Genomic DNA, 15,868 nt, shown 5'->3' with positions numbered 1-15,868 from the left:
CGCTCTTCCATGCATAGCCGTGCCACAAGGGCATTTGCCGGTCATTTCCCCGGCGACCGCTGCCTATCGCAAATCCGGAGTCCGGTCAAACAATCGCCTGTGGGCAGTGATGGCGTAGGTATCCGTCATACCCGCAAGATAGTCGCCGACATGGCGCGCCCTGGCCGCTTCGGCCAGCCCAGCAATGTGGTCGACCCAATAGTGGCTCTGCATCTCCTTCGGATTGGCCATATAGGCACCGAAGAGATCCGTGACAATCTGCGCCGCGCCGGCGCGAATGCGCATGATTTCAGGGTGCCGATAGATGCGCTTGAAGAGCATCGCCTTGATCTGCCTGTCGGTTTCAGCCATTTCATTCGAAAAGGTCGCGATCATGCGATCGGCATGGCGGATATCGCCAGCGCTTTGAGGATCCATCTCGGTAAGGCGTTGCTGTGATACGGAGATGACATCCTCGACCATGCGGGTGATCTGTCGACGCATGATCTCATGGGTGAAGCGGCTTGCTTCCAGACTGGGGTAACGCTGCCTCACCTCGGCCATCAAACCCGCGAGAAAAGGAATCTCCTCCAGCATGTCGAAGGTCAGATAACCCGAGCGCAAGCCGTCGTCGATATCGTGGGTGTTGTAGGCGATGTCGTCGGCAATCGCCGCGGCCTGCGCCTCAAGGCTCGCATAGGTATCGATCTCGAGGTCGTGTATCTCGCAGTAGTCGAGGATCGGTTGCGGGACCGGGCCGCGCGTGCCGGCTCCATCTTTTGTCAGCAGCGGCCCGTTGTGCTTTACGAGGCCTTCGAGGCTTTCCCAGGTGAGGTTGATGCCGTCGAAATCGGCGTAGCGGCGTTCGAGCTTGGTGACGATGCGCAGCGATTGAGCATTGTGGTCGAATCCGCCGTAGGGCAATAGCGCCTCATGCAGCGCATCCTCGCCGGTGTGCCCGAAAGGGGTGTGCCCGAAGTCGTGTACAAGCGCCACGCCCTCCGCAAGATCCTCGTCCAGCTTCAGTGCCCGCGCCAGAGCGCGTGCCACCTGCGCCACCTCGATCGTATGGGTCAGCCTCGTGCGGTAATGGTCTCCATCCTGCGCGATGAACACCTGCGTCTTGTGCTTCAGCCGGCGAAAGGCGGTCGTATGGACGATACGGTCGCGGTCGCGCTGGAAATCAGAGCGCGTGGGACTTTCATTCTCTGGATAAAGCCGCCCGCGCGTTGACCAGGGGTCTGCCGCATAGACCGCCCTGTCGCTATTGCCGAAACCTAAAGCATGCCTGTCGATCGTCATTCTTCACCGTCACTCGATATGCGGCAGCGCCGCCCATTGACGCCGCCGTGCGCTCTTCATACCTATAGCTTGGAGAAACGGCAAAGACGTGATTTGTTGAGGACTTTGCCGGAACCAACGCTTTCATGGTATAAAGCGCAACTACTATTAAAATCAGTCGCTTGAAACTGGCGACTGGAAGCCATTCTCTCCGGACCTTGACCCCGGCAGGAGCAAACATGACAGATGTAAGTGTAACCCTTTCCGACGCCGCAGCAAAACGAATCGCCGCAATCGTCGGGACGGAACCCGGCAGGAACGCGTTGCGCGTCTCTGTCGAAGGTGGTGGCTGTTCGGGTTTTTCCTACAAGTTCGACCTCGCAGACGGCATGCAGGACGACGACATCATCGTTGAGAAAAACGACGCAAAGGTGCTGATCGACAGTCTCTCCCTCGTGTACATGGCCGGGTCGGAGATCGATTTCGTCGACAACCTTCTTGGCCAATCGTTCCAGATCAGGAACCCGAATGCGGTCGCAAGCTGCGGCTGCGGCACCAGCTTCTCGATCTAAGCGCCTTCATCCGTCCGCACCAAACCAGCCGAAGAATCGTCTCCGGCCGGTTTATCGTCTTGTCCACACGCGCGGGAGCGCGATAAAAGAAACAGACGAAGCGGAACAGGACTATCCATGAAGATCGCGACCTGGAACATCAACGGCGTCAAGGCGCGCATCGACAACCTGACGCAATGGTTGAAGGATTCCGATCCGGATATTGCATGCCTGCAGGAAATCAAAACCATCGACGAAGGCTTTCCCAGCCTCGAAATCCAGGCTTTGGGATATCATGTCGAAACCCACGGTCAGAAGGGCTTCAACGGGGTCGCGATCCTGTCGAAGTCGAAGCCCGACGAGGTCAATCGCGGCCTGCCCGGCGATCCCCGCGACGAACAGGCCCGCTTTCTGGAAGCGGTCTTCTCGCTGCCCGGCAACCGGGTGGCGCGGGTGTGCTGCCTCTATCTGCCGAACGGCAACCCGGTCGATTCGGAAAAATACCCCTACAAGCTTGCCTGGATGGAGCGGTTGCGCAAATTCGCGACCGAGCGTCTGGCTTTCGAGGAAATCCTGATCCTCGCCGGCGACTACAATGTAATTCCCGAACCACATGACTGCTTCAACCCCAGTGTCTGGCAGAATGATGCGCTGTTCCTGCCGCAAACACGTCAGGCCTTCCGCAAGCTCGGGGGGCTGGGGCTGACGGACGCGGTCAGAGCAACCACCGACGCGGTGCAACTCTACTCGTTCTGGGATTATCAGGCCGCCGCGTGGCAGAAGAACAACGGCATCCGCATCGACCACCTCATGCTGTCGCCGGAAGCCGCCGATCGGATGACGTCAACGTCCATCGACAAGCATGTGCGCGCCTGGGAGAAGCCCTCCGACCACGTCCCTGTCGTCGCCAACTTCGACTTTTCTGCTTGAGTGAATGTGAGGTAGCCTCAGTCGTCGCCGCTGACGGCAATCTTGTGGGACAGCGCCACAGCCGAGCGGCGATCTTTTTCGGTCGCCACCGAGAAAGCCTGTTCCTGCAGCGATTCCATCCAGCTACAATCCTTCGGCTTGCAGCGATCGAGAGCAGCCGTCATCAAGGCAAGGCCGTTGGCGGCCTGACCTTCCTGGAACAGAATATTGCCGAATACAGCCATGGCGCCAGGATGGCCGCTCTTGCGTGCCTGGTTCAGCCATTTCTTGGCTTGCTGCACAGTAGTCCCGCCACCCTCGCCAGACAGCATCATCTGGGCAAGCTGGAACTGCGCCTCCGGCACACCGAAGGTGGAGGCCACCTGGAAATAAAGCTGGCGTGCCTGGCTGAGGTCGGTCTTGACCGGACTTCCTGGAATCCCGTGCTTGTAATAGCTGGCGAGCGACAGAAGCGCGTTGACGAAGAAGCCAGTGTCTTCCGAACCAGGTTCGACGCCCTGCTGCGCAATCTCGCTGTAGATCTTGAAGGCTTCGAAATCATCCTGCGCGACGCCGTCTCCGTCGGCATACATGTTTGCGAGCGCCCAGCGCGAGCCGGTATGCCCCTTTTCCGCGGCGTATTTATACGCCTCGACCGCTTCATCCTTCTGGCCGTTCTTGTAGGCCTTGAAGCCGAATTTGAAGAGATCGAACGGCCCGGATTCCTTCGTGACGCCCGAGTTGATGTCGAACGCATTTGCCGGCGCAGCAACCACCGCACAACAGGCGATGGAAAGCCCCACTAGCATCAATCTGAAAGGTCTGAACTCGGACGTCAGCATTTCACGCGGCTTCTTTCGCTTCCACCCGTCCCGGCCTTGCGGCGCTCGGACGTATTCCTCCCGGCGAGCGATCCCGCGGTGGGCTCGATGGCCCCTTTGCCCGCGTCGCATCCAGCCCCAAGCCCTCTGTCGAAAGCCCCAATTCGAAGGGCATTGCGCATATCCGCACGGTCTTTTGCGCGGCCCATATGCAATGCAATCGGCCCTGTTCCGGCGGAGCCGCGATGCGCGCTTCCGCCTCAAGGTAAAGATAATCACCAATTGTGACCAAACCTGTGTCGTCGTTACCGGAACAGATTCTCGACGGTTGCAACCGGCTTAAAAACGAGGAACCGGAAACGCTTGGCAATATAACGTCCGAGCGTAGCTCTACGGCAAAATCGCCTAGCAGAACAACGACGCCGGCTGCGCCGGCATCATCTGCCCCGGACCGTCCGCCTGCTCTCGCTTCATTGGATAAAAATCGATCCATTATACTGTTTACACGCACCCAACGCCTGCCATTTGCTCGCCCGCCTATAGCGCTGCGCCCAGTTTGTGGCGGGAAATGGACAAATCCACCCCGCGTGCATCTTACGCAAATGCTGGTAAAAAACTGTTGCTGAATCGTCACAAAAAGAGACGCCGGATTCGCATGATTAACGAGCTGTACATAAAGAAAAACCCGGCGATCAGCCGGGTTCATCTTGCTCCGTCTTGAGTGGTCAGAAACTGACCTTGATGCTGGTGGATATGGCGGCCACGAGATCATTGCCGAAGGAATACGAAACATCGTCGCCGAAGGTGACGCCATCCTGCGTGATGGCACCCGACGAACCGCTCGTAAGTACGCCGATCGCGCCAGCGACGCGCCACTCAACATTCTCCCGCGGGTTATAGGCTGCGCCGGTACCCAGGGTCCAAGTGTCAGTCTGCGCCCCATATCCGTGGCTTGTGCCACGGTCCCAGGTCAGGCTGACCGCGCCGGTCCACTGTTCGTTAAATTTATGACCAACACCGCCTGTAACCGTCCAGCCGTCCCTATAAAGGAGATCGAGAGAGGTCAACTTCGCAGGACTGTTTGGCGTACAGGCCACCAAACCTTTGGTGGCAGTCGGGCACAGAGGTATCGACTGCAGTACGCTCCAGTTCATCCACTTCACGGATCCGAAGGCAAGCCAATCAGGAGCGATACCGCTTTGCAGTTTCAGCTCAAGAGAATCAGGGGCCTCTGCCGACCCATAGACGTCGGTTACGCGCCCGCTGAACGCCCCCGCGCCGACAGGCACCTGCGTCAGGTCGACGGTACCCGTCAGATCGTCATACTTGACGCGGCTGTTGTAGACGAGACTCGCCCGCATTGCATATTCGGGGATTTCGTAGGCAATACCTGCACGCCAGCCCCAAGCATTGTCTTGGAGGTTGAGTCGACCGACACCTGTGTAGGACGAACCTGCCAGCGAGGGGGCGAGCATAGTCATAATTGCAGGAGCGAGAACAAGCCGCTCCTTTGAACCGTCAATCTCCTGGTAGAAGCCACCACCGATGACGCGGAACTGACCCGGACCAACATCAAACTTATACGAGCACGTTCCAGCGTAGTTGTGGCTATTTATCTTTGTCTCGATATTGTTTTGAGCGCCAACCCAATTGGGTCCAGGGTTCGTATGCGCGCCAAATGGCTCTGAATAGTCAACCAAACAGTCGACGTCTTCAAAACCTCCCTTTATCCCAGCGTAAGGAACGGCATAGTTTTCCGTATCATCCGCTGTGGTGGTACCACCACCCAGACCATTGCTTCCCAAACCGTCGCTCGGATCGGTATCCTTTGCATTCTTCAATTCCCGCTGCGGCATCACATAAATAACCGCCGCCTGGCTCGAAAACCGCGATTGGTCGAACAACAGGTCGATATTATATCCGCCGCGCTCCAGACCGCCCGCGAAGGACGGCTGCGCCAGCGTTGAAACGAGGACAAGCGACAAGACGCTTGCTGAAGCCATTCTAGATGCCAAGGTGTCTCCCCCACTCAGGCAATTGCATTTGGCGGGACTGTGCAGGCGATCATTGCAAATGGCAACTTGGTGATCGGGCGCGATTGGAAAGTGAGCTAACGGATGATATACGTAAAAAATTGACGAGCACGTCAAACTTTACGCCGTTTAGAATTTAATTCTATTTGTACCCGTCTCGCCCGCCGATTGAGAACGGCAATTCCAAGCCGGATAGATTCTGTAACCTTCAAACAACACTTCGATTTTTCGCCTGAAGTGATTGGAAAACGTGTGAAAATCAGTCACGAAACAGCGGCCGACGGTGAAAATCATACCTAAGAGGGCGGCGGACGTCACCGACCAACAAAAATGCGCCCGATTCGGCGTCGGGCGCATTCGAATCGTATACCACTAAGCGTTGATTTTATTCTGCTTCCGATACACGCGACAGTGCAACGCGCAAGCTGGCGATCTGTCCCAGCAGCTCCTCCAGCCGATCGCGCTCGGCGGTGACGACCTCCGGATTGGCGTTAGCGACAAACTTCTCGTTCGAGAGCTTTCCGTTGATCCTCGCCATCTCGCCTTCCGCCTTGCCAATCGCCTTTTCGAGGCGCGCCTTCTCGGCGCTTAGATCGATGAGCCTGCCGAGCGGCAGGCAGACGGTTGCTTCGGCCACAATGATCTGTGCGGCTCCCCTCGGCGCTTCCCCCATCAACGCGATGTCCTCGACGCGTGCCAGCCGCTTGATGGCCGCCTCGTGCCGCGACAAACGTTCGCGCGTAAGGCTGTTGGCATTGACGACAACGAGCGGCGCGATTGCCGAGGGTGGCACGTTCATTTCGGCGCGAACCGAACGAATGCCAGAGACGAGATCGATCAACCAGTTAATCTCATCGGCCGCCGCGTCGTCGGCATAAGATGGCGATGGCCACTCGGCGTGGCAGACCAAGCTATCCCGCTCGACACCTTCGCCGGCCGTATGCGCCCAGAGCTCTTCGGTCATGAAGGGCATGAAGGGATGCAGCAGCTTGTAAATTTCTTCGAGAATATAGGCGGCGCACGCCTGCGCCTCCCCCTTGGCGCCTTCGTCGGCACCATTAAAGACCGGCTTCAGCAGTTCGAGGTACCAATCGCAGACCTGATTCCAGACGAAGCGATAGAGCGCGCCGGCCGCATCGTTGAAACGATAGGCTTCGATCGCCTCGGTAACGTCACGCTCGGTGCGGGCGAGTTCCGTCAGGATCCAGCGGTTGATCGTCAGTTCCGCCGCTTCGGGCACAAAATGCGGATCGCTTGTGACGCCATTCATCTCCGCAAAGCGAGTGGCGTTCCAGAGCTTGGTGCCGAAGTTGCGGTAGCCGGCAATGCGGGCTGGATCAAGCTTTACGTCACGGCCCTGCGCGGCCATGATCGCCAGCGTGAATCGCAGCGCATCGGCGCCGTATTCGTCGATCAGTTCGAGCGGATCGATGACGTTGCCCTTGGACTTCGACATCTTCTGGCCGTTCTTGTCGCGAACCAGCGCGTGAACATAGACCGTGTGGAACGGCTCGACAGGAATTCCCTCGTCATCCTTCATGAAGTGAAGGCCCATCATCATCATCCGGGCGACCCAGAAGAAGATGATGTCGAAACCAGTGACCAGAACATTTGTCGGATAGTAGCGAGCAAGTTCCGGCGTCTTTTCCGGCCAGCCGAGTGTCGAGAACGGCCAGAGGGCTGACGAGAACCACGTATCGAGCACGTCCTCGTCGCGCGTGAGGATTTCGCCCGGCTTGAAGTTCTCGAGCAGGTCCTCGACGTAGGCTTTCATCGGGCCTTCGTGCGACAGGTAGTGCTGGATAGCGGCCTGCAAGGCCTCTTCCTCGGTCTTTTCAACGAAGACCTGACCATCCGGGCCGTACCAGGCGGGAATCTGGTGCCCCCACCACAGCTGACGCGAGACACACCAGGGCTGGATGTTTTCCATCCATTCGTAATAGGTCTTGTCCCAGTTGCGCGGAACGAGCTGGGTGCGGCCCTCGCGAACCGAAGCGATCGCCGGCTCGGCCAGCGTCTTGGCGTCGACATACCATTGCTCGGTGAGGCGCGGCTCAATCGGCACACCGCCGCGGTCTCCGTGCGGGACCATGTGCTTGTGCGGTTCAACCTTGTCGAGCAGGTTCGCCTCTTCGAAGATGCGGACGATGATCTTGCGCGCCTCGAAGCGATCCTTGCCCTCAAGCTCGTCCCAGGCGCCATGAAGCGCTGCCGGGTCTGGGAGGCCTTCGAGGAAGTCCTCGTTGTCCTTGATGGTGATGCGGCCATCGACCGTCAAAACGTTGACGACGCGCAGACCGGTGCGCTTGCCGACGTCGAAGTCGTTGAAATCATGTGCCGGCGTCATCTTGACGGCACCGGTGCCTGCTGTCGGATCCGCGTAGTCGTCCGTGACAATCGGGATGCGGCGACCGACGATCGGCAGGATAACGTGCTTGCCGACGATGGACCGGTAGCGCTCGTCCTTGGCGTTGACGGCAATACCGGTGTCGCCCAGCATCGTTTCGGGACGTGTCGTCGCGACAACGAGATAGTCGCGCGTCTCCCACTCGGTTGCCTTACCCTCTTCGTCGAAAGCCACCGGATGCTCATAGGTAACACCCGGCTCTAGCGGGTAACGCAAGTACCAGAGATTGCCGTTGACCTCATGCTGCTCGACCTCGATGTCGGAAATCGCGGTCAAAAGCTTCGGATCCCAATTGACCAGCCGCTTGTCGCGATAGATGAGGCCTTCCTTGTAAAGCGATACAAAGACTTCAAGAACAGCAGCCGACAGACCCTCGTCCATGGTGAAACGTTCGCGCGACCAGTCGCAGGAGGCACCAAGGCGCTTCAGCTGATTGAAGATCAAACCGCCCGATTCCGCCTTCCACTCCCAAACCTTCTCGACAAAGGCCTCGCGCCCCATGTCACGGCGCCCAGGCAGCTGCTGTTCCATCAGCTTGCGCTCGACCACCATCTGCGTAGCAATGCCGGCGTGGTCCATACCTGGTTGCCACAGCACATCCTTGCCGCGCATGCGCTCGAAGCGGACCATGATGTCCTGCAGCGTATTGTTCAGGGCATGCCCCATGTGCAGCGAACCGGTAACATTCGGGGGCGGAATGACGATGGTGAAAGTCTCGGCGTCCGGCTTGGCGTTGGCGCCCGCGCGGAAAGCGTCTGCCTCATCCCATTTCGCGGCGATTTTCGGTTCGACGGCTGCGGAATCGTAGGTCTTTTCGAGCATTTGGGACCCAAATCTGGAGGTTCTGTGATGCGGTTTGTAAATAGGATGGTTGTCGCCAAGTCAATAAAAAAGCCGCCCCGGAGACCGGAGCGGCTGTCCAGACAAAGGCTGTCCAATCAGCGGCGCGGACCGCGTGCCACGCGCTCGATTTCCTCGCGTACGAGCCGTTCGACCAGCGTTGGCAGGTTATCATCGAGCCAGTCACGCAGCATGGGCCGCAGCATGTCCTCGGCGATTTCGTCCAGCGACCGACGTTCCGCTCCATCGATTGCGGCTGCAAGCTCCTCAAAAGAGCGTGCGATCTGAAGCCCCGCGTTCTGTGACAACAGTGCCTGTTGGGTATCTTCAACGAGGCTCGGCAACAACCGCTCGGCGACCGAAGCCACAGGTGTTGGTGCAGGCCCCTCTGCGAACGGGACTGCGGTCGGCCGAATTTCGGTCTGAACGGGGTGAGGCATTTCGAAAGGAACGTCCGTCAACGTGCGGACGGCGACGACTTCCGGCGCACGCGCGGAAATGGAGCCCAAGGATTCGACCGGCTTTGCCTCGGAATCGGACGTTGAAGATGCTGCTGCAGGCGCTTCCGCCCATGTTTCGGACTGCCGGAATGCGGACGGTACATCACGGGGCGGTTGAACAGAATTGCGCTCGGACGCGGCGCGAACACGCGCAGCCACGTCGGCGAGTGACATGGCACGAGCCGGCGCCTCGGTCTCCGGAGCGGAGCCTGCCGAGTTGGCTGCAACGAAACGGGGATCGGACTGCGTAACGGGCTCGGGGAACTCCACGCCTGCGTAGGCCTCATCGACCGTCAGATGGATGTTGGATTCGCGGTCGTCCTCATCGGCGGCATAGACCGGCGGCAACGAACCGGAAAGCGCCCTGCCCGCACCCGGCTCATTGCTTTCGATGATCTGGCGAATGGACGCCAGAATTTCTTCCATGGACGGTTCACGCGCTACGCTTGGCTGAGCCATATTTATCCCCGTTATTCAGAAACAACGACCGGATTGCGTGGAGTGGGCATCCGAATCACCCGGAGATTAGGATAGCCGAAGAATGAAAAAAATCATCTCGAATCAAATGAATGCCGCCATACACAGGTTTCTCGGGCACTGTCCACTATGCTGAATTCGCCCCTCAAACGAAATCAGGCGCCCTGGGCGCCCGATACAAAAGCCGCCCCTTGGATGGGCTCTAGAAAACAAACTCGCGGGCTTTGGCGAATCCGGGAAGCGGCTTGATCGACGCGTTGAAAAAGACGTTCTCTGAAACCGCGCCGCGCTCGCTGACGAATACCTTGGCGCGTGCGGAGCCGCCGTAACCCTGAACGGTCACGAGCCGCCCTCCGTCGCGAAGCTGGGACAGAAGGGAAGCAGGAATCTCCTCGACCGAGCCGCTGACGAAGATAACATCGTAGGGCGCGCCTGATGATGCACCCTGGTCAAGCGGAGCCACCACCAGCGAGACGTTGGCATAGTCGGCGAGGCGGGTCCTGGCTTCGGCGGCCAGCGCTTCATCCGCTTCGACAGCAACGACCGATCCCGCCAGATGGGAAAGCAGAGCCGACACGTACCCCGTGCCGCAGCCGATCTCCATTACGACATCGTCCTTGGAAATCGCGGCAAGCTGCAGAAGCTTGGCGAGTGGCGAGGCCTGCATCAGGAAGCGCGCCGGTCTGCCATCGTCTGGGGGACAGATTTCAACATCGCTGTCGACATAAGCAAGCGCCTTGAACTTTTCCGGGACGAAGCGCTCGCGCGGAACGGCAAGGAACGCCTCCTGCACGGAATGCGAGGTGACATCCGTCGTGCGGATTTGATTGTCGACCATGTTTACGCGTGCTGATTCGAAATTCATCATGTCCTCTAGCCCATCAAAAGCGGCTCTGCCTCTCGTCTCTTAATCTCAGGGCAATCCGCTTTCAAGGCTTCGTGCGTGCCGGCCGCACGAATTTGGGATAGCAGCTCCCATGGAGGCTATGCCGTCCCGAATGGAACAAGCGTGCGAATTGTGGTAATCTTACAACCGGAGGAAATGAGGAGGAGCCAAGCGTGTCTGCCATCTTCGAATATTTTTCGCTGTTCGACTTTCTCATCGTTGCATCTCTTCTGGCGATCTTCTGCTGCGGCCTTGTGGACGATGAAGCGACGTGAGGAACTAGCACGCGGTCGCGTCGTCGCGATTCCCGCGCCACATAGAGGCGGCTGATGAGGTGAAAAAATGTTTGGAGGCCTCGCCCGGAATTGAACCGGGGTGCAAGGATTTGCAGTCCTCTGCGTCACCACTCCGCCACGAGGCCTCACGACGCCCGGCTGACCGAAGCGTTGCCGGGCATTTAGAATGAATAGAAATCGAGTGCAAGAGGGTTGTTAAAAAACCGGCAGCATTTCAGCGGCCGGTTTCCACAATGGCGAACTTCGTTGCGTCTAATAGCGCGAAACGCACTGGCGACGGGGGCCATAGTTGGGCTGGAAAGTATTGTCGGAAGCTCGATAGGTACGATAGCGGCTATAGCACCAATTCACATGCGGGTCGCGGTAAGCATAGGCGCGGGGCTGCGAGGCAATGATACTGCCGATGATCGCGCCCGCCGCCAAACCGCCGATCAGCGCACCTGCGCCATTATCGTTACGATAGTATCCACGATCATACCGATTGCGATAGTAACGATTGTTGTAATTGCCATAGTAGCGGTTGTTGTAGCTGTGGCGGTATCCATTGCATGGGTAAACGCTGCAGCGGTTGCTGAAGCGGTTGTTGCTCGAACCGGAATCTCCAAACGTACCTCGGCTCTGGACCGAATGCTCGTCGCCCGAGTTCTCGGCGAATGACGGACCTATCCCGGAAAAGCTGGTCGCCACTGCCAGAATGATTACAGCAAGCTTTTTCATGTCCTCACCTTCAGGAATTTCAGCATCTTTATATGTCAACTAACGTATGGCGACCCCCGAAGTTCCGGTGCGGACGGTAGGGATCCTGACATGATCAGGGTGCCGGCTTCCGCCGTTTCTGCCACCAGACCGCGAACCGTCGCCTCATTCGGCGGGCGACGTGCAAGTCATGCGACAGCACCAGGACGCCGAGGGGAACCATCCAGAAACCCAGGATTGGCAAGAATCCCAGAAAACCGCACACGACAAGCAGGCTTCCGATCGAGACGCGGGCTGCGCGGGAGCGTGGCAACGGGACGCGCGTCGCGCCCATGACGATATGGCCCGTAGAATGATCGATGCCAAAGCGCTTGGCGCCCGGCTTTGCGGTGGTATCATGCCTTTCAGTCATTCCCAGGAGATGGGGATAAACAGAATGAATGCAAGCGGATGTCATTTTTTTGAAAAAACTGCTTGGCAAATCGAGCAAGCATTTGTATTAGCCCACTCACGCCGCGACAAGCGGTGATCCCTGGTAGCTCAGCGGTAGAGCATTCGACTGTTAATCGACAGGTCGCCGGTTCGAATCCGGCCCGGGGAGCCAAATTAAGAAGTGAGTGCCTGTTATCTTGATGTTTTCGGTAACAGGCACCTTTCTTGCCCTCTTTACATCCCCACATTTGAAATTGATTTGAGCCTTGTGGTTTCTTTGGAACTTCGCAGCGACACGCTGTGGGACCCACGGGGCTTTTTCTCGTGTTGCCCTCGGTAGCCAAGCAACAGTCAACGATGTAAGCCTCGCGCATGGCCCTAGACCCAATCAAAGCCCTCTCAGACTATGGAGAAGCAAAGTGCACGGTGCAGTTCTGGATAGCCGACGCTCCCGCAATTGAATTCAATTCCCTCAAGGCCGCTGTCCGCTACGCCAAAGATCACGGCGGCAGATGGGAGGAGATCGAGATCACGGTACATCTGCCTCGGGAAGATATCGTCTATGCCACCGAGAAAGTGCACCGACTAATCGACGCACTGAAAGATCGTCGGCAGAAATAGAGAAAACCGACCGCATTGCGCGACCGGCCGGCGTCCCCGCGTGGCGCGCCAAAGGTGCGGGCGGTGCAAGGTTGGTGGCATTCGCTAAAGTCCGAGAGCGAAGTGGATCGCCCCCGTATGCCAAGTCGGCACGTACGGAGACAGGGGCAGGCAACAAAGATGGATACGCTCGCTGAATTGTTCGCCGGTGTGTTACTGTGATCAGACCGTCCCAAGTGCAGTAACATTTAACCCGGAGGGGACTTCATGCGTACTTATGAGCCATCTGAGTTTATTTCACAGTTGTCCACCAATCAGCTTGTTGAGCCAGTAGACCTAACGCTTTTCGGGCTCGTCAAAGTTGATGAAAACGACAGCTCCGTTTTGTGTTTTTCATCCTCGTTGTCATGTGAGCAATGGATATCCATTCCCATTTCTTTGATCTCGTCCGTTGCACATGTTCGCAACGTGAAGTGCAAAGATCACCAGCATCCGCTGGCAAAAGTTACACTTGCTGAGCCTGAGAAAGATGATGCATCCGCTCGTCTTTTCATGCAGCTCTTCACGCAAGCCAGAGCGAATGCACCCGCAAAACGAATGGCAAAGTCGAAAGCAATTATGGCACGGGAGGAGTGCGAGGTCCTCGAATTCGACGACGTGCCGTACCTTTGCTGTGGCGGCGAATGCTGGATACTGCTTTGACTACCTCGCGGGGATAGAGGAGGCACGCATCACTTGCTGCCTTTGTCCGCAAAAACCGATTTGTTCGTGGCGGGCGTCTAAATTGCACCTACCGCCCCGCCGGCTCGACGTGTTCAAGCGCCAAGCCGCCCCGCGCGAGGTTCGAATTGGTGAACTGCGGTCAAGGTGGATACGGATGCCCAGCGGTAAGGCCGTCCGCCGTGGTCACCTCTGAGCCAAATAATATACAGCTGCTGCCCCATGGTGCTTCTCTGGCGGTCGAGAACGATGCGCTGCAAATCTGCCTGGGATACCGCTGCGCCAATTTTGAATGGCCAGGTGATGTAATATGTGTGGCGATTTGGTGCTCTTGCACTTCGATTGGTAGAGATCAACGCCCACAAGTTCACCTATGCATTTCAAGCGAACTTGATCACGTATCAGGTAAGCAACTTGCAGCAGCTCGCGCCTTGTTGGGGGTCGGCCAAGCAGAGCTCGCTGCTAAGGCGAATGTCTCGGCGCCGACCTGCGTCGAATGGAAGCCAGCGAGGGGTCGGCAGAGGGAATGAGGAACAATCGCATCGGTGGTGGCCTCCCTCCAGGCAGCCGGAATCACCTTCGTCGACGGAAACTATTCAGGATCTGGCGGCGCTGGCGTGCGCCTCACCTTGCCTTGTGGCGCGTCGATCGACTTCAATGAAAACGAGACGGTCCAATATGAGGAGCACCTGACCAACGACGCGTCTCCGGGTGCGGGCGGGTGATGGATCGCCGCATCGATAGCGTCGTCATCAATTCCGTCCTTAAAACCTTGTGCCGCGAGAATGGAATCGAGAGAGACCGAAAATCGGTAATGCAGGTCGCCACGCTCCTGCTGGCGCTTTGGAAACAGGGCGTGAACGAAAGAGACGAACTCGAAAGGCGGCTCGGGAGAAGTGGGCGGAGGCCGCTGCGCGTCAGTAGCTGCACTGACGGTCATTGCTCGGTCGGAAGCCGTCCGCGCAAGCTGGATTCACGGACGTCCTCGGTTGATATTGATAGTCTGCGCGATTTGAATTGTGCACTGGCGTGCACGCCGAAGTGAGTGCGGTCATACCGATCAGTGCAACCGCAGCTACAAAAGCCCGAATTGTGCTCATCTGCATCTCCTTGTAGGTCGGTCCCGGAGCAGCTTAACGCGCCGGAGCTTTGCATGCGAGAGCCTTTCGAGCTGTTGACTACCCTCGCCCGACTCACCTCGCCTTCGCTCGCGGCCCACCAAGCCGCTCGCGCTCCGCGACCAACGGACGGTCATAGCCTTCGGCATCTCCGCCGACGGCAGTGGCCGATTCCCGTATTCAAACCTCATCCTACCACTACGCCCGCTTCGCCGAGCCTCTTGATCCAGGCAAGGGCTGGCAGCGAGAGGACGTTCAGCTCGCGTTTGCGTTTGGCATGAAGCAGCAGTCTATTCGCCGACTTCTTGGGCTAAAGGAAGTTGTCGACCTTCTTGCGGTATCCGCCTCAACGATTCGCGACCTCGTGAACCATGGTGAGTTGTCATACGCAAAAGTTGGGAGGGGCACGGAGAGAAACCACGTCGGTTCCTGCGGAAGTCGAGAGCTCCACTAAGCGCCATACGCAACGCGATTTTCGCACTCCGACCTCGCAGCCTACGCGACACGTCAAAAAACGAAAGACCAAACACGATCATTGAGCGGGCTACCGGGTTTGGCCGGTTTGATTTCGCTGCTGCTCGTGCCGAGCTTAAAGCAAAAGTGCAAGACAGCACAGCGGCAAGTATAACATCAGGGCGCTGATGTCGGAAAGGTAGCAAGCAGCTTAAATCAACAAACAGACGGACCAGAACCTCCTAAACTTCCGGAGCCAATCTTTCGCAAATCATTTGCAGACGGACCGCGCAACTTCGGCGCCTTGCTGGCCGCAATTGACTTGACGGTCAAAACGTTTCGAGTACGGCTCCCAATGCAATTCTTCCCATGCGCATCGCTGCATGTAAGCACCATGGATGAAATGGAAAAATAAATGGAATAAACTCAACGAATATAACCGTATGCACTTTACGCTATGGAGCAATATGGACGAGCCGGTTCTCGATTGAACCGGCTCCCTTTTTTTTCTCCTGATGAATTCTTGGGGATTATTCCATCGGCATTCGCGCGCGGCTCTTCAGTGTCTTCCTTCGATTTGCCGCTGAGACACCGGGCTGTCTCGATTCTCCTGCAGGGTGAACGAGTCCAGCAGACGGCGGCTCTCGCGCATATGGGAAATCAAGCGACGCGCGTAGTTGTCGTAAACAGAGGGTGCGTCGGAGAGAGATTGCTGCAGTCTGTCCATATGCGAGCCGTTCATGCGCGAATCCTCCATTAGTCGACTCTAATAGAGAATGGATCATGCCACCAATGCAAGTAATTCTATTGGAGTAGACATGCCGGTGGGCGATCCATCCAAAAGAAAAACGCTGGCATTCGCGGAACCG

15 protein-coding genes, 2 tRNA genes and 1 pseudogene are annotated in these 15,868 nt (G+C 57.6%); 7 read left to right on the top strand and 11 right to left on the bottom strand.

Translation table 11 applies throughout. The features are described 5' to 3' along the window. Positions 1 to 63: 63 nt before the first annotated feature. Positions 64 to 1,281: a deoxyguanosinetriphosphate triphosphohydrolase gene (locus ASC90_RS04650; RefSeq protein ID WP_056536031.1), complete on the bottom strand. Its 1,218-nt coding sequence runs from the start codon at positions 1,279 to 1,281 to the stop codon at positions 64 to 66. 218 nt (positions 1,282 to 1,499) lie between these two features. Between ASC90_RS04650 and erpA the strand changes: the two genes are divergently transcribed. Together erpA and xth are read left to right on the top strand one after the other, a co-directional pair. Continuing rightward, positions 1,500 to 1,832 carry an iron-sulfur cluster insertion protein ErpA gene (gene erpA, locus ASC90_RS04645; protein WP_056536028.1) on the top strand — a complete coding sequence of 111 codons (333 nt, stop codon included), beginning with the start codon at positions 1,500 to 1,502 and terminating at the stop codon, positions 1,830 to 1,832. 117 nt (positions 1,833 to 1,949) lie between these two features. Further along, a complete protein-coding gene (gene xth, locus ASC90_RS04640) occupies positions 1,950 to 2,741 on the top strand; it encodes an exodeoxyribonuclease III (protein ID WP_056536025.1) in 792 nt (263 codons plus the stop codon). 17 nt (positions 2,742 to 2,758) lie between these two features. Here the strand turns inward: xth and exoR are convergent, their stop codons facing one another. The 8 genes from exoR to ASC90_RS29605 all read right to left on the bottom strand — a co-directional run bounded on the left by exoR (position 2,759) and on the right by ASC90_RS29605 (position 12,088). Further along, positions 2,759 to 3,562 carry an exopolysaccharide production regulator ExoR gene (gene exoR, locus ASC90_RS04635; protein ID WP_056536022.1) on the bottom strand — a complete coding sequence of 268 codons (804 nt, stop codon included), beginning with the start codon at positions 3,560 to 3,562 and terminating at the stop codon, positions 2,759 to 2,761. A 704-nt stretch (positions 3,563 to 4,266) separates the two neighbouring features. Further along, on the bottom strand, positions 4,267 to 5,556 hold the full coding sequence (locus tag ASC90_RS04630; RefSeq protein WP_056536019.1) for an OmpP1/FadL family transporter: 1,290 nt from the start codon (positions 5,554 to 5,556) through the stop codon (positions 4,267 to 4,269). 403 nt (positions 5,557 to 5,959) lie between these two features. Further along, entirely contained in the window at positions 5,960 to 8,803 is a 2,844-nt protein-coding gene (locus ASC90_RS04625) for a valine--tRNA ligase (RefSeq protein WP_056536016.1), read from the bottom strand. A 116-nt stretch (positions 8,804 to 8,919) separates the two neighbouring features. Beyond that, complete coding sequence (locus ASC90_RS04620) at positions 8,920 to 9,780, bottom strand: DUF2497 domain-containing protein (RefSeq protein ID WP_056536013.1); 861 nt, start codon at positions 9,778 to 9,780, stop codon at positions 8,920 to 8,922. A 220-nt stretch (positions 9,781 to 10,000) separates the two neighbouring features. Continuing rightward, positions 10,001 to 10,666: a protein-L-isoaspartate O-methyltransferase gene (locus tag ASC90_RS04615; protein WP_056536010.1), complete on the bottom strand. Its 666-nt coding sequence runs from the start codon at positions 10,664 to 10,666 to the stop codon at positions 10,001 to 10,003. A gap of 365 nt (positions 10,667 to 11,031) precedes the next feature. Further along, positions 11,032 to 11,105: transfer RNA gene (locus ASC90_RS04610), tRNA-Cys, on the bottom strand. Between the two features lie 127 nt (positions 11,106 to 11,232). Continuing rightward, the gene (locus tag ASC90_RS04605) at positions 11,233 to 11,697 is read right to left on the bottom strand and encodes a BA14K family protein (RefSeq protein ID WP_056536007.1); all 465 of its coding nucleotides are present in this window, start codon (positions 11,695 to 11,697) and stop codon (positions 11,233 to 11,235) included. 94 nt (positions 11,698 to 11,791) lie between these two features. Next, complete coding sequence (locus ASC90_RS29605; protein WP_056536003.1) at positions 11,792 to 12,088, bottom strand: PGPGW domain-containing protein; 297 nt, start codon at positions 12,086 to 12,088, stop codon at positions 11,792 to 11,794. Here ASC90_RS29605 and ASC90_RS29040 point away from each other — a divergent pair. From ASC90_RS29040 to ASC90_RS30350, 5 genes and pseudogenes are all read left to right on the top strand, one after another. After that, on the top strand, positions 12,029 to 12,205 hold the full coding sequence (locus ASC90_RS29040) for a hypothetical protein (RefSeq protein WP_162246953.1): 177 nt from the start codon (positions 12,029 to 12,031) through the stop codon (positions 12,203 to 12,205). The two genes, ASC90_RS29605 and ASC90_RS29040, sit on opposite strands and share 60 nt — an antisense overlap. Further along, positions 12,206 to 12,280: transfer RNA gene (locus ASC90_RS04595), tRNA-Asn, on the top strand. It begins immediately after the preceding gene. A gap of 200 nt (positions 12,281 to 12,480) precedes the next feature. Further along, entirely contained in the window at positions 12,481 to 12,729 is a 249-nt protein-coding gene (locus tag ASC90_RS04590; protein WP_056536000.1) for a hypothetical protein, read from the top strand. Between the two features lie 246 nt (positions 12,730 to 12,975). Beyond that, positions 12,976 to 13,410: a hypothetical protein gene (locus ASC90_RS04585; RefSeq protein ID WP_056535997.1), complete on the top strand. Its 435-nt coding sequence runs from the start codon at positions 12,976 to 12,978 to the stop codon at positions 13,408 to 13,410. A gap of 395 nt (positions 13,411 to 13,805) precedes the next feature. Next, positions 13,806 to 14,054: pseudogene (locus tag ASC90_RS30350) on the top strand (helix-turn-helix transcriptional regulator); the annotation flags it as partial. Positions 14,055 to 14,345: 291 nt separating this feature from the next. Here ASC90_RS30350 and ASC90_RS29595 read toward each other — a convergent pair. Both ASC90_RS29595 and ASC90_RS04570 read right to left on the bottom strand, forming a co-directional pair. Next, positions 14,346 to 14,528 (bottom strand): hypothetical protein, encoded by a 183-nt coding sequence (locus ASC90_RS29595; RefSeq protein WP_082519796.1) that lies wholly within the window; start codon positions 14,526 to 14,528, stop codon positions 14,346 to 14,348. 1,030 nt (positions 14,529 to 15,558) lie between these two features. Beyond that, positions 15,559 to 15,741, bottom strand: coding sequence for a hypothetical protein (locus ASC90_RS04570; protein ID WP_056535991.1), 183 nt, complete (start codon positions 15,739 to 15,741; stop codon positions 15,559 to 15,561). Between the last annotated feature and the right edge of the window lie 127 nt (positions 15,742 to 15,868).

This window comes from Rhizobium sp. Root1220, from assembly GCF_001426265.1.
Classification (GTDB): Bacteria; Pseudomonadota; Alphaproteobacteria; order Rhizobiales; family Rhizobiaceae; genus Rhizobium.
This window is presented reverse-complemented; position numbering and strand designations above follow the sequence as displayed.